The organism is Stenotrophomonas sp. YJH_SMC_27 (genome assembly GCF_059369815.1).
Window position 1 is genome coordinate 104,276 of record NZ_JCAFTA010000015.1, and the last position, 12,706, is coordinate 116,981.

Below are 12,706 nucleotides of genomic sequence, written 5' to 3' on the forward strand. Positions count from 1 at the left end.
TTCACCATCGGCAAAACAGGAGAGCGTGATGAACTGGAAGCATGCGGTTTCACTGGCGCTGTTGTTGTCCGCTTCATCAGCCGCAAATGCTGCGTCTGCGATCACCTACGACAAGGATGGCCGCTACGGCTATTCGATGAACCAGTCTTCCCTCACCACTGCGATGCAGCAGTCGCTGCACTACTGCGCAGCGCGATCGCGCAATTGCGGCCAGTCCGCCAGCACCATCGGCGAAGGTTATTCGGCCATAGCGACCGGCACGATTGCGTTGGGCTTTGCACTGGGTGAGAAGACTGCGGACGCCGCGCAGCGGAAGGCCGAAAGAATGTGCAGGGAACGTGCCAACGACTGCACGCTTGCGTTGCTGTGGCGGGAAATTCCACCTCGTCACATTAAACCGCCACAGCTGCCGGGTGCGCCCGCTCCGGCACCAGCGACGACGCCCATGCCAATGCCTGCCACCCGCACCGATCAGCCAGGATAGTCAGCTCCACGCTGCGGGTGTCGGATAAAGAAAAACGCCTGCAGATCGAGGATCTGCAGGCGCTTCTTTATATCTGGCGGAGTGAGAGGGATTCGAACCCTCGATAGAGCTTTTGACCCTATACTCCCTTAGCAGGGGAGCCCCTTCGGCCACTCGGGCATCACTCCGGGGTTTTCTCCGCGTCTGGTGCGTTGCACCTCAGCGGGGCGTGAATCATAACGTTAATCGAGTGCGAAGGTAAAGCGTTATTCGGCAGAATTTTCGCTACCGGTGCCACCGGCTTCATCACCACGCTGGATGCGCTGATAGATCTCTTCGCGATGCACAGCGACGTCCTTCGGCGCGGTGATGCCGATACGCACCTGGTTACCCTTGACGCCAAGCACGGTGACGCTCACCGAGTCACCGATCATCAGGGTTTCGCCGACGCGGCGAGTCAGGATCAACATTTTTGTAAGTCTCCATGGAACCGTGTGGAAGGGTATCCCCCACCGGCTTGACGCTCCGTCAAGAAGCGCTACCACGACAAAGGGAAAAGATTCGCAATGGTACCGTCAGCCGTCCCGCTCCTACAAGGAGGGGGACGGCCAGGTTCATCACAGGCGGGGGCTGACCCATTCGACGACCGCAGCCAGCGCGGTGGCAAGGGCGGGCCCGTCCTCGCCACCACCCTGGGCGAGGTCCGGGCGTCCGCCGCCCTTGCCCCCGATCTGACTGGCGATATGGGACAACAGTTCCCCGGCCTTGACCTTGCCCATTGCGCTGCCGTTCACACCCGCAACCAGGGCGGCCTTGCCGTCCTGGGCGCCGGCCAGCACGATCACCGCGTCGCCCAGCTGCTGCTTGAGGCGGTCCATGGCGTCACGCAGGGCCTTGGCGTCGAAGCCCTCCAGGCGGGCGGCCAGCACCTTCACGCCGGCAACCTCGACGGCCTGGCCGGACAGGTCGGCCGTGGCGCCGGCGGCGACCTTGGCCTTCACGGCCTCCAGTTCGCGCTCCAGCTGCTTCTGGCGCTGGCCGAGGGCACGGATCTTCTCGACCACGTCGGCGGCGCTGCCGCCGAGCAGTTCAGCGGCTTCGGCCAGGCGGGCCTCCTCGGCGTCCACGTAATCCAGGGCGCCCTGGCCGGTGACCGCCTCGATACGGCGCACGCCGGCCGAGACACCGCCCTCGGAGGTGATCTTGAACAGGCCGATGTCGCCGGTACGGTTGACGTGGGTACCACCGCACAGCTCGGTGGAGTAGTCACCCATCTTCAGCACGCGCACGTGCTCGCCGTACTTCTCGCCGAACAGGGCCATCGCGCCGAAGTCCAGCGCTTCCTGCATGCCCATGTTGTGGACTTCGGCCGCGTTGTTTGCGCGTACCTGCTGGTTGACCTTGCGCTCGATCACGGCAAGCTCTTCCGCGCTGATCGGCTGGAAGTGCGAGAAGTCGAAACGCAGGCGGTCCGGCGCGACCAGCGAGCCCTTCTGCTGCACGTGGGTGCCCAGCACTTCGCGCAGGGCGGCGTGCAGCAGATGGGTGGCCGAATGGTTGAGGATGGTGGCGCCGCGGCGCTCGCCATCGACCTGGCCGGACAGCACATCGCCCACTTTCAGGCCGCCGTCGGACAGGGTGCCGACGTGGCCATGGAACTGGCCAGCGAACTTCTGGGTGTCTTCCACCACCAGGCGCACGCCGGTGCCGGCAAGCACGCCCGTGTCACCGACCTGGCCGCCGGATTCGGCGTAGAACGGGGTCTGGTTGGTGATCACGATGACCGAATCACCGGCATCGGCCGACTGCACCGGACGGCCGTCCTTGAGCAGGGCCAGTACGGTCAGGCCATCGGCCTGCAGGCGGTCATAGCCCAGGAACAGGGTCGGGCTGAGCGTTGCCACCAGCTCGGCCGGCAGGGTCACGCCGCCGCCGAACTTGCCGGCCGCACGGGCGGTCTCGCGCTGCTGCTCCATTGCGGCGTCGAAGCCGGCGATGTCGACGGTCAGGTCGCGCTCGCGGGCGATGTCCTGGGTCAGGTCGAGCGGGAAACCGTAGGTGTCGTAAAGGCGGAAGGCGTCAACGCCCGGGATCACGCCGTTGCTGGCCTTGCCGGCCACGTCCTCGAAGATCTTCATGCCGGCATCGAGGGTTTCGGCGAAACGCTCTTCTTCGGCCTGCAGCGCACGGGTGACGGTGTCCACCGCCGCCGGCAGTTCCGGATAGGCCTCGCCCATCTGCTCGACCAGGGTCGGCACCAGCTTGCTGAAGAACGGCTGCCGCACGCCCAGCATCCAGCCGTGGCGCAGGGCGCGGCGGATGATACGGCGCAGCACGTAGCCACGGCCTTCGTTGGACGGCAGCACGCCATCGACGATCAGGAACGAACAGGCGCGGATGTGATCGGCGATCACGCGCAGCGACTTGTTTTCCAGGTCGGGGGTGCCGGTCAGCTCGGCGGCCTTGCGGATCAGCGCCTGGAACAGGTCGATCTCGTAGTTGGTGTGAACGTGCTGCAGGATCGCCGCCAGTCGCTCCAGGCCCATGCCGGTATCCACGCACGGCGCCGGCAGCGGCACCAGGGTGCCGTCGGGCTGGCGGTCGAACTGCATGAACACCAGGTTCCAGATTTCGATGAAGCGGTCGCCGTCTTCATCCGGCGAACCCGGGGGGCCACCGGCGATGTGGTCGCCGTGGTCATAGAAGATCTCGGTGCACGGGCCGCACGGACCGGTGTCGGCCATCTGCCAGAAATTGTCCGAGGCGAACGGTGCGCCCTTGTTGTCGCCGATGCGCACGATGCGCTCTTCCGGCACACCGACCATGTCACGCCACAGTTCGTAGGCTTCGTCGTCGGTCTGGTACACGGTAACCAGCAGGCGCTCGGCCGGCAGCTTCCAGACCTGGGTCAGCAGCTCCCAGGCCCAGGCGATCGCGTCCTTCTTGAAGTAATCGCCGAACGACCAGTTGCCCAGCATCTCGAAGAAGGTGTGGTGGCGTGCGGTGTAGCCAACCTGGTCGAGATCGTTGTGCTTGCCGCCCGCGCGCAGGCAGCGCTGGACATCGGCCGCGCGCACGTAGCTGCGCTTTTCCGCGCCGAGGAACACGTCCTTGAACTGCACCATGCCGGAGTTGGTGAACAGCAGGGTCGGATCGTTGCCCGGCACCAGCGGCGCCGACGGCACGATGGTGTGGCCTTTGCCCTTGAAGAATTCAAGGAAATCGCTGCGGATCTGGGAAGTCGTGAATTTGGCGGATGCGTTCATTGGGGGCTGGCAGTCTGCGGGCCGGCGGACCCGGACCACCGGCCGCGTTGGCCAGGGTCGCGAGGGACCGCCGAAAACCTAAAGGGTATCAGGCCCGGCGCCGCCAGTCTCAGTCATCCGGGTCGTAGCGGGTCGCGCGGCGGATGCTGTCGCCGTCGAAGCCCCGTCGGGCCAGCAGATCGGCGGCCTTGCGCCGCTGCGCCAGGTCCTGCGGGCCGGCCTCGCCAAAGCGCCTGCGGACCAGATCGCGAGCATTTTCCTGCCAGTCGCCTTCGTAGCTGTCCATCGCTGCGGCAATCGCGGCACTGTCCAGGCCGTGGGTGCCAAGCTCGGCGCGGACATGGATCGGCCCATAGCCGGTGTTGGCGCGCATCCGCACCAGGTTCTCAGCGAAGCGGGTGTCGTCCTGCCAGCCGGCCTCGGTCAGCTTGGCGACAGCGGCCTGCGCGGCTTCGTCTTCAATGCCACAGGCGGTCAGCTTGCGGGTGAGTTCCTTGCGCGAGTGTTCGCGGCGGACCAGAAGGCCCAGCGCCCGCTGCACGGGAGTCTGCTCACGCGGTCGGCGCTTGCGGCCGGTCGGAATGTCTTCGGCGTCGGACATGGGTACTCCAAGGGTGGCGCCATCCGTGGCACCCAGCCCATCCATGGGCGATTCGAACCTGCGGGACAGGGCGACGTCACTGACGGCGCCGCCCTGCCCCACAGCAAGCCTTACTCGTCGTCGCCTTCGTCGTCACCATCCTCGCGGGCCGCTTCGGCCGGCTGGAACTTCTCGCGCAGTTCTGCCTCGAGCTTTGCAGCGACGGTCGGGTTGTCGCGCAGGTAGCCGCGGGCGTTGTCCTTGCCCTGGCCGATGCGTTCTTCACCGTAGCTGTACCAGGCGCCGGCCTTTTCGACCAGCTTGGCATCCACGCCCATGTCGATCAGTTCGCCCTCGCGGCTGATGCCTTCGCCGTACAGGATCTCAGTGATGACCTGCTTGAACGGAGGCGCCAGCTTGTTCTTGACCACCTTGATCTTGGTCTGGTTGCCGATGATCTCGTCACCCTTCTTGATCGCGCCGATACGGCGGATGTCCAGGCGGACCGAGGCATAGAACTTCAGCGCGTTGCCGCCCGTGGTGGTTTCCGGGCTCTGGCCCGGCATCATCACGCCGATCTTCATGCGCAGCTGGTTGATGAAGATCACCAGGGTGTTGGAGCGCTTGATGTTGCCGGTCAACTTGCGCAGCGCCTGGCTCATCAGGCGGGCCTGCAGACCCGGCAGCTGGTCACCCATCTCGCCTTCGATTTCGGCCTTCGGGGTCAGTGCGGCGACCGAGTCGACCACCAGGATGTCGACCGAGCCCGAACGGACCAGCATGTCGGCGATTTCCAGCGCCTGCTCACCGGTATCCGGCTGCGACAGCAGCAGGTCGTCCACGTTCACGCCCAGCTTGGCGGCATAGATCGGGTCAAGCGCGTGCTCGGCGTCGATGAAAGCTGCGGTACCGCCCATCTTCTGGCACTCGGCGATGGCCTGCAGGGTCAGGGTGGTCTTGCCCGAGGATTCCGGCCCGTAGATCTCAACGACACGGCCCTTCGGCAGACCGCCAATGCCCAGTGCGATGTCGAGCATCAGCGAACCGGTCGGGATGGCTTCGACGGGCTCGACCACGCGGTCACCCATGCGCATCACCGAGCCCTTGCCGAACTGCTTCTCGATCTGGCCCAGAGCAGCAGCCAAGGCGCGCTTCTTGTTCTCGTCCATCGTATTGGTCCTTGCAGAGGTCATGTCGTTGGGGGTGCTGTCTTTGGGGGTCTTCTTTGCCATGGGTTCACTTTAAGTCGGACGTATCGCACAGGCTGAGATTCTGCCCGGCGCTCTGAAAAGAATTATCGGACATCCGTACCAACCTCAGTGGAACCAGAGAATCGCCACAAAAGACCGCGGGGTAATGCGCTATGGAACGGGTCAACGGTTGGGCCGCAGCAGGCCGCAATAGAGGCCCTCGATCGCGAAATCCTGGTCCGGCAGCACCTCGATCGGCTTGTAATCGGGATTGCGCGGCAGCAGGCGGATGCGGTCCTTGGCGATCTTCAGCAGCTTGACGGTGATCTCGTCATCGATGCGGGCCACCACGATCTGCCCGGAATGGGCGTCGCGGGTGCGGTGCACACCGATCAGGTCACCGTCGAAGATGCCCTCGTCGATCATCGAATCGCCCTGCACCTTCAGCAGGTAGTCCGGCGCTGGCGAGAAGAACACCCGGTCCAGCACCACGAAATCGTCCGAGCCGATGTCGGCGCCGATCGGGAGGCCGGCCGCAACCCGGCCCAGCACCGGCAGGCGCAGCACACTGTCGGGCAGGCCCGGCTCGGCCAGCTTCTCGACCGGCGGCGCCTGCACCAGGCGGATGCCGCGGGCCTGGCCCGGGATGCGACGGATCGCACCGGCCTGCTCCAGGGCTTCCAGGTGGTACTGGGCCGCGCGCACGCCCTTGAAGCCGAACGCACGTGCGATTTCAGTCTGCGAGGGCGGTGCGCCTTCGCTCTCGATACGCTCGGCGATCAACTGCAGGATCGCCTGCTGGGTGTCGGTCAGGTCCATGGTTAGTAGTATTACTACTAACGCACACAACTGCAAGTGCCGGGTACGACAAACAGGTGATGGGGATCTGTAGTGCCGAGCCATGCTCGGCAGTTGGGCCAATGGCCGGGCGGCAAAGGCAAAAGCAAAAGCAGCCGACCAGCGGTCGGCCCTACAGGAATCGCGCAGCGATTCCACGGTTCCGATGGGGAACCGCTGCGGCAAGCACACTATGTGTGCTTGCCGCTCCTCCATATGGAGAACAGGATCCACACACCACAGAAGCCGGCGCCGATGAAGCCGCACACGCCCAGCGCCAGCAGCCAGCGGCTGGAAACCCCGCCGACGCTGTGCATCACGATCGACGAGCCGATGATCAGGGCAGCCGTGATCACGCCTACCACCAGCCGGTTTGCCGCACGGTTCACCTGTTCGCCGAAGCCCTGCAGCGCGGTGGTTTCGACCTTCAGCTGCAGTCGTCCGCGGCGCGCCGCCTGCACCAGCTTGCGCAGGTCGCGCGGCAGCTCACCGGCGAAGTCGAACAGCCCCAGCAGGCTGCGGCGGCCACGCTTGAGCAGCGCCCTGGGCGCATAGCGCTGCAGCACTACCCGCTCCAGGAACGGGCGCGCGGCACTGGCCATGTCGAAATCCGGGTCGAGCTGGCGGCCCATGCCTTCCAGGGTCAGGAAGGCCTTGATCATCAGCGCCAGATCGGCCGGCAACGTCAGACTGTAGCTGCGCAGCAGCTGGGTGATATCGCCCAGCATCAGGCCGATACGCAGGTCCTTCAGCGGCACGCCGCGGTACTGGTCGACGAACTGGCTGATGTCGTGCTGCAGCCGGTTCTCGTCCACTTCCACGCCACCGGCCCAGTCCAGCAACACGTCGGCCACGCCCTGCGGGTCCTGCTCGACCAGCCCGTGCAGCAGCTGCGCGACCTGGAAGCGGCGCACCTCGGACAGCGCGCCGACCATGCCGAAATCGATCACGCCGATGCGGCCGTCGCGCAGGTAGATGATGTTGCCTGGGTGTGGATCCGCGTGGAAGCTGCCGTCCTCCAACACCATCTTCAACACGATGCCGGCGCCGCGCCGGGCCAGTTCGCGGCGGTCCAGCCCGGCCGCATCGACACCAGCAAGGTTACGGCCGGGAATGCCGTCGACGAAGTCCTGCACGTTCAGGCTTTCGCAGGTCCACTGCCAGTGCACGCTGGGGATCAGGATGTCGTCACGACCGCTGAAATTGCGCGCGATGCGTTCGGCGTTACGGCATTCGGCGGCGAAATCCAGTTCGCGTCGCAGCGACACGGTGAACTGCTGCACGACCTCGGCCGGACGATAGCGGCGCAGGTCCGGCAGCCGCGCCTCGACAATCTCGGCCAGGCGGGCCAGCAGCCGCAGATCGGCCTCGACCACATCGCGGATGCCGGGCCGCCGGATTTTCAGCACCACCTCACGGCCATCGTGGAGCCGGGCGCGATGGGCCTGCGCCAGCGAGGCGGCGGCCATCGGGGTTTCATCGAGGAAGGCGAACACCTCCGTCGGCGAGGCGCCAAGGTCGGCTTCGAGCTGCTCGCGGATATCCGCGTACGGCAGCGCCGGCACCGCGTTCTGCAGTTCGGACAGTTCAGCGATCCATTCCGGCGGCAGCAGGTCAACGCGCGTCGCCAGCACCTGCCCGAGCTTGACGAAAGTGGGACCCAGATCCTGCATAGCGCTGCGCACACGCACCGGCGCGGTCATCCGCAGCAGTTCCTGGCGGTCCTCGTTCCAGTGCAGCAGGCGCCCTGCCCGCTCCAGCGTGGTGGCCAAGCCGATGCGCCGCACCACGTCGCCGAAGCCATAGCGGATCAGGACGACGGCGATTTCCTGCAGTCGGCCCAGGTCACGGACAGTACCCAGCGTCTCCCACATCATGCGTGCTCCGGACGATTACCGGAGCAGCATGTCACAGCTGGGCGTCGATACCGCGCAATGCCGCCGCCACGGTTTGTCGGCGGATGGCTTCGCGGTCGCCATCGAACTGGAACAGCTCGGCGCGGGCATAGCCGCCACGGCGCTTCCAGCCAATCCAGACACTGCCGACCGGCTTGTCCGGGCTCCCGCCACCGGGGCCGGCAATGCCGGTCACCGCCACGGCGATGCCGGCACCGGAATTGACCAGCGCGCCGGAGACCATTTCCAGCACAGTTTCGCGGCTGACCGCACCGAACTGCTCCAGGGTCTGCGCGCGCACGCCGAGCAGGCGCTGCTTGGCTTCGTAGCTGTAGACCACCATGCCGCAGTCGAAGAACGCCGACGAGCCGGCAATGTCGGTCATGCACTTGGCGATCCAGCCACCACTGCAGCTTTCGGCGGTCACCAGCTGCAGCGAGGCCTGCTGCAGGCGCTGCCCGAGCGCGGCGGACTGGGCATTGAGATCGGCGTCGGTGGGGATGGACATCGGCATGACGGTGGGGTGAAGAACCACGTTGTACCGCAGATGACAGGCGGATGTCGCGCCCCTCCGGCACGGTTGCGTTGCCGGCCAGCGGCCGGCACTACCGGGCACCGGTCGCTACCTCACCACTCCGGCAGTTTTTCCGGCAGCAGCGCGCGGATCGGGGCGCCATCGGCACTGGCGGCCAGCTTTTCGGCTTCGGCGATCGGCAGGTCGACCTGTAGCAGCCAACCATCCTCATCGGCCTGCTCGCTGCGGATCACCTCCAGCTGGTGCAGGCGCGCGCGCAGGCGGCCTGCATCCGGGGGAAGACGCAGTTCGCCGGTGACATGCTGCAGGCCCAGGCGCTTGCCCAGCACCGCCTGCAACAGCTCCAGGCCCTGACCGTCACGCGCGGAAATCCACACCCGCTCGCGACGCGATTCGTCCGGGATACCGTCCTGGCCGTCGTGGCGCACGTCGGCGCCGTCAATGCGGTCGATCTTGTTGAACACCAGCAGCTGCGGCAGATCGCCGGCACCGACTGCGGTCAGCACTTCGTCCACCTGGGCGATGCGCTCCTCGCGGTGCGGGTCGGCAGCATCGACCACGTGCAGCAGGAAATCGGCCTCGCGCGCCTCGGACAGGGTCGAGCGGAACGCCGCGACCAGATCATGCGGCAGATCGCGGACGAAACCGACGGTATCGGCCAGCACCACGTTGCCGCCCGGCACCGCGATGCGGCGCACGGTCGGATCCAGCGTTGCGAACAGCTGGTCGGCGGCATAGGCCTCGGCGCCGGTCATGGCGTTGAACAGGGTCGACTTGCCGGCGTTGGTGTAGCCCACCAGTGCCACACGGGGCAGCTCGCTGCGCACACGCGCACGACGCATCTGGGTGCGCTGCACTTCCACCTTTTCCAGGCGCTTCTGCAACTGCTCGACCCGCTTCTGCAGCAGGCGGCGGTCGGTTTCCAGCTGGGTTTCACCCGGGCCGCGCAGGCCAATTGAACCACCGCGCTGGCGCTCCAGGTGGGTCCAGCCGCGCACCAGCCGCGTGGCCAGATGCCGCAGCTGCGCCAGCTCGACCTGCAGCTTGCCCTCGTGGCTGTGCGCACGCTGGGCGAAGATATCCAGGATCAGGCCGGTACGGTCGATCACCCGGCGCTCCAGGAACCGTTCCAGGTTGCGCTCCTGGCCCGGGCTCAACGCATGGTTGACGAGGATCAGGTCGGCACCGCTGGCGTCGGCCGCAGCCTTGATCTCGTCCAGCTTGCCGCTGCCGATCAGGGTCGACGGATTCGGTCGGTCCAGGCGCGCAGTGATCGTCGCGGCGATGCTGGCCCCAGCCGAGCGGGCCAGATCACCGAATTCTTCCAGCACATCGTCTTCCAGCTTGCCGAAATGGGGCTGGATCAACAGGGCGTGTTCGCCCTTTTTCGAGCGGTCAAACATTCACCGCTCCGGTCTTACTCGTCTGCTTCATCACCTGCCTGACCACCTTCACCCGACTGCACGTAACCACCGCCCGGACCGACCTTCACGTTACGTGCCGGAACGACCGTGGAAATGGCGTGCTTGTAGACCATCTGACTGACCGTGTTGCGCAGCAGGACCACGAACTGGTCGAACGACTCGATCGTGCCCTGCAGCTTGATGCCGTTGACCAGGTACACCGAAACCGGCACGCGCTCGCGCCGAAGTGCGTTCAAGAAAGGATCCTGCAGCGATTGCCCCTTGGACATTGCACACTCCTGATTATTGTTCTTATTGGGTTGCCGACGGTTGCCACGGCCCCCGAGCCGCCCGCCGACCGATGATGTTACACGGCTGGCGGGGGTTCAGCGTGCGACGAAGGTCGACACCGCGCCGGCCAGGCGCTCCCCATCGACATGGGGGTCGAACCAGCGCGCATCAAGCTCGCCGCGCAGCCAGGTCAGCTGGCGCTTGGCCAGCTGCCGGGTGGCGAAGATGGCCTTGTCACGGAAACGGGCAGCATCGCCCTCCCCGTCCAGGTATTCCCAGGCCTGGCGATAGCCAACCGCGCGCACCGCTGGCAGGTCCAGCGGCGCCGCCACGGCGGTCATTTCCGGCATTGCACGCAATGCCCGCACCTCGTCCAGGAAGCCCTGCGCCAGCATGGCGTCGAAGCGCGCCTCGATGCGCTGGTGCAGTACCGCGCGGTCACGCGGGGCGAGGATCAGCTTGAGGGTGCGCACCGGCAACGGCGCGACGCCCGGCCGGCGCTGCCATTCACTGATCGGCGTGCCGGTGAGGCGATAGACCTCCAGCGCCCGCTGGATGCGTTGCGGGTCGGTGGCATGGATACGTGCGGCGGCGGCCGGGTCGACCTTGGCCAGCTCGGCGTGCAGTGCCGCCCAGCCCCGCTCGGCCGCCTCGGTGCTGAGTGCTTCGCGCATCACCGGGTCGGCCTCCGGCATCGGCGACAGGCCCTGCAGCAGGGCCCGGAAGTACAGCCCCGTGCCACCTGCCAGGATCGGCATTTTGCCGCGTGCCACGATGTCGGCCACGACGCGGCCGGCATCGGCGGCGAACTCGGCCGCCGAATAGGTCTGCCACGGATCGCGCAGGTCCAGCAGATGGTGCGGCGCCTGCGCCCGCTCGGCCGCATCCGGCTTGGCCGAGCCGATATCCAGATGCCGATAGACCAGCGCCGAATCGACGCTGACGATCTCGCCATCCAGCTGCTTCGCAAGGGCGATCGCGGTGGCGGTCTTGCCACTGGCGGTCGGCCCCATCACGGCGATCGCCAGTGGCCGCCGGTCGATGTCCATCAGTCTTCGTCCGGCCAGCGGATCGTCGGCGTGGCGTCGGCGCGCGGCGTTGGCACGGCCTCGACTGCCTGCCAGATCTTCAGCGCATCGACGGTGGCGGCCACGTCATGCACGCGCACGATGCGTGCGCCACGCTGCACCGCGATCAGGTGCGCAGCCAACGAGGCGGCCACGCGCTCGGACGGCGTGTCGCGACCGGTCAGTTCGCCCAGGCTGCGCTTGCGCGATAGGCCAGCCAGCATCGGCACGCCCAGCTCCAGGAACCGCTCGGAGCGTGCCAGCAGGGTCATGTTGTGGGCAGTGGTCTTGCCGAAACCGAAACCGAGATCGATCAGCAGGTTCTTCTTCGCAATGCCCGCCATCTCGGCAGCGAACAGGCGCTGGACCAGGAAGCCGTGCACCTCGGCGACCACATCGTCGTAATGTGGATCGGCCTGCATGTGGCCCGGCTCGCCCTGCATGTGCATCAGCACCACCGGCACGCCGGTTGCAGCGGCGGCGTCCAGCGCCCCTTGCTGACGCAGGCCGTAGATGTCATTGATCATGCCGGCGCCAGCCGCCACCGCCGCGCGCATCACTTCCGGCTTGAAGGTGTCGATGCTGATCGGTACCCGGGTGCGTGCGGCCAGCTGCTCGATCACCGGAATCACCCGGCGCAGCTCTTGTTCAATCGAGACCGGCGCGGCGCCCGGGCGGGTCGATTCGCCGCCGATGTCCAGCAGGTCCGCGCCCTCCTCGACCAGCTTGAGGCCATGGGCGACCGCGGCCTCGGTGGTGTCGTGCGCGCCGCCATCGGAGAACGAGTCCGGGGTGACGTTGACGATGCCCATGACCCGGGCACGGTCGAGGCGCAGGATGCGGCCGGCGCAATCGAGCTGGGGCGAGGTATCGAACATGGGCAATCCTGCTGGGACAACGGCAGGTAGTTTAGTTCGGCAGGGCGGTGCCCTGCACCCGCAGAGGCAACGGCCACAGCAAAAGCCCAAGCAACAGCAGAGGCTGGTTTCCTGAGGGTAGGCGGGGTGGGTCCGGTTGCGGGGGCCGCTGCAAGTACGTCCATGTAAGCTCGGTCGCCGCTTGCTCGTGTGCGCTGTCCTGCGCACACGGCAAGACCGGGGTTGGGCGTCCTGCCCAACCCGCCCGAGGCATGCCTCGGGCCCATGCGGCTCACGCCCCCGCAACCGGACCCACCCCGCC

12 protein-coding genes and 1 tRNA gene are annotated in these 12,706 nt (G+C 66.5%); 1 reads left to right on the plus strand and 12 read right to left on the minus strand.

Annotated elements, in window-relative coordinates:
• Positions 1 to 28 precede the first annotated feature (28 nt).
• Positions 29 to 484: a DUF4189 domain-containing protein gene (locus AC5P7R_RS18975; protein ID WP_227852147.1), complete on the plus strand. Its 456-nt coding sequence runs from the start codon at positions 29 to 31 to the stop codon at positions 482 to 484.
• A 74-nt stretch (positions 485 to 558) separates the two neighbouring features.
• Here the strand turns inward: AC5P7R_RS18975 and AC5P7R_RS18980 are convergent.
• The 12 genes from AC5P7R_RS18980 to folP form a co-directional block, all read right to left on the minus strand.
• Positions 559 to 651 (minus strand) — tRNA-Ser (locus AC5P7R_RS18980).
• 78 nt (positions 652 to 729) lie between these two features.
• Positions 730 to 933 (minus strand): carbon storage regulator CsrA, encoded by a 204-nt coding sequence (gene csrA / locus AC5P7R_RS18985; RefSeq protein ID WP_004152909.1) that lies wholly within the window; start codon positions 931 to 933, stop codon positions 730 to 732.
• A 147-nt stretch (positions 934 to 1,080) separates the two neighbouring features.
• Entirely contained in the window at positions 1,081 to 3,729 is a 2,649-nt protein-coding gene (alaS, locus tag AC5P7R_RS18990; RefSeq protein ID WP_495214137.1) for an alanine--tRNA ligase, read from the minus strand.
• Between the two features lie 109 nt (positions 3,730 to 3,838).
• A complete protein-coding gene (recX, locus tag AC5P7R_RS18995; RefSeq protein WP_478436378.1) occupies positions 3,839 to 4,330 on the minus strand; it encodes a recombination regulator RecX in 492 nt (163 codons plus the stop codon).
• Between the two features lie 110 nt (positions 4,331 to 4,440).
• Positions 4,441 to 5,478, minus strand: a complete 1,038-nt coding sequence (recA, locus tag AC5P7R_RS19000) for a recombinase RecA (protein ID WP_026346904.1) — start codon at positions 5,476 to 5,478, stop codon at positions 4,441 to 4,443.
• A gap of 204 nt (positions 5,479 to 5,682) precedes the next feature.
• Positions 5,683 to 6,318: a transcriptional repressor LexA gene (lexA, locus tag AC5P7R_RS19005; protein ID WP_005412936.1), complete on the minus strand. Its 636-nt coding sequence runs from the start codon at positions 6,316 to 6,318 to the stop codon at positions 5,683 to 5,685.
• Positions 6,319 to 6,527: 209 nt separating this feature from the next.
• A complete protein-coding gene (gene ubiB, locus AC5P7R_RS19010) occupies positions 6,528 to 8,210 on the minus strand; it encodes a 2-polyprenylphenol 6-hydroxylase (RefSeq protein WP_227852145.1) in 1,683 nt (560 codons plus the stop codon).
• A gap of 34 nt (positions 8,211 to 8,244) precedes the next feature.
• Entirely contained in the window at positions 8,245 to 8,739 is a 495-nt protein-coding gene (locus AC5P7R_RS19015; RefSeq protein ID WP_005409020.1) for a CinA family protein, read from the minus strand.
• A 119-nt stretch (positions 8,740 to 8,858) separates the two neighbouring features.
• Positions 8,859 to 10,169 carry a ribosome rescue GTPase HflX gene (gene hflX, locus AC5P7R_RS19020; protein WP_005412934.1) on the minus strand — a complete coding sequence of 437 codons (1,311 nt, stop codon included), beginning with the start codon at positions 10,167 to 10,169 and terminating at the stop codon, positions 8,859 to 8,861.
• Positions 10,170 to 10,183: 14 nt separating this feature from the next.
• Positions 10,184 to 10,459 carry an RNA chaperone Hfq gene (hfq, locus tag AC5P7R_RS19025; RefSeq protein WP_004152891.1) on the minus strand — a complete coding sequence of 92 codons (276 nt, stop codon included), beginning with the start codon at positions 10,457 to 10,459 and terminating at the stop codon, positions 10,184 to 10,186.
• 96 nt (positions 10,460 to 10,555) lie between these two features.
• Positions 10,556 to 11,509, minus strand: a complete 954-nt coding sequence (gene miaA, locus AC5P7R_RS19030) for a tRNA (adenosine(37)-N6)-dimethylallyltransferase MiaA (RefSeq protein ID WP_227853873.1) — start codon at positions 11,507 to 11,509, stop codon at positions 10,556 to 10,558.
• Positions 11,509 to 12,405 carry a dihydropteroate synthase gene (gene folP, locus AC5P7R_RS19035; RefSeq protein ID WP_134729569.1) on the minus strand — a complete coding sequence of 299 codons (897 nt, stop codon included), beginning with the start codon at positions 12,403 to 12,405 and terminating at the stop codon, positions 11,509 to 11,511. Before folP ends, miaA begins: the two co-directional genes overlap by 1 nt.
• Positions 12,406 to 12,706: the final 301 nt, after the last annotated feature.

Bases quoted from the DNA above. Each gene is read 5' to 3' on its own strand.
- hflX (WP_005412934.1), bottom strand. From the start codon at position 10,169: ATGTTTGACCGCTCGAAAAAGGGCGAACACGCCCTGTTGATCCAGCCC.
- ubiB (WP_227852145.1), bottom strand. From the start codon at position 8,210: ATGTGGGAGACGCTGGGTACTGTCCGTGACCTGGGCCGACTGCAGGAA.
- AC5P7R_RS18975 (WP_227852147.1), top strand. From the start codon at position 29: ATGAACTGGAAGCATGCGGTTTCACTGGCGCTGTTGTTGTCCGCTTCA.
- miaA (WP_227853873.1), bottom strand. From the start codon at position 11,509: ATGGACATCGACCGGCGGCCACTGGCGATCGCCGTGATGGGGCCGACC.
- recA (WP_026346904.1), bottom strand. From the start codon at position 5,478: ATGGACGAGAACAAGAAGCGCGCCTTGGCTGCTGCTCTGGGCCAGATC.
- csrA (WP_004152909.1), bottom strand. From the start codon at position 933: ATGTTGATCCTGACTCGCCGCGTCGGCGAAACCCTGATGATCGGTGAC.
- alaS (WP_495214137.1), bottom strand. From the start codon at position 3,729: ATGAACGCATCCGCCAAATTCACGACTTCCCAGATCCGCAGCGATTTC.
- AC5P7R_RS19015 (WP_005409020.1), bottom strand. From the start codon at position 8,739: ATGTCCATCCCCACCGACGCCGATCTCAATGCCCAGTCCGCCGCGCTC.
- recX (WP_478436378.1), bottom strand. From the start codon at position 4,330: ATGTCCGACGCCGAAGACATTCCGACCGGCCGCAAGCGCCGACCGCGT.
- folP (WP_134729569.1), bottom strand. From the start codon at position 12,405: ATGTTCGATACCTCGCCCCAGCTCGATTGCGCCGGCCGCATCCTGCGC.
- hfq (WP_004152891.1), bottom strand. From the start codon at position 10,459: ATGTCCAAGGGGCAATCGCTGCAGGATCCTTTCTTGAACGCACTTCGG.
- lexA (WP_005412936.1), bottom strand. From the start codon at position 6,318: ATGGACCTGACCGACACCCAGCAGGCGATCCTGCAGTTGATCGCCGAG.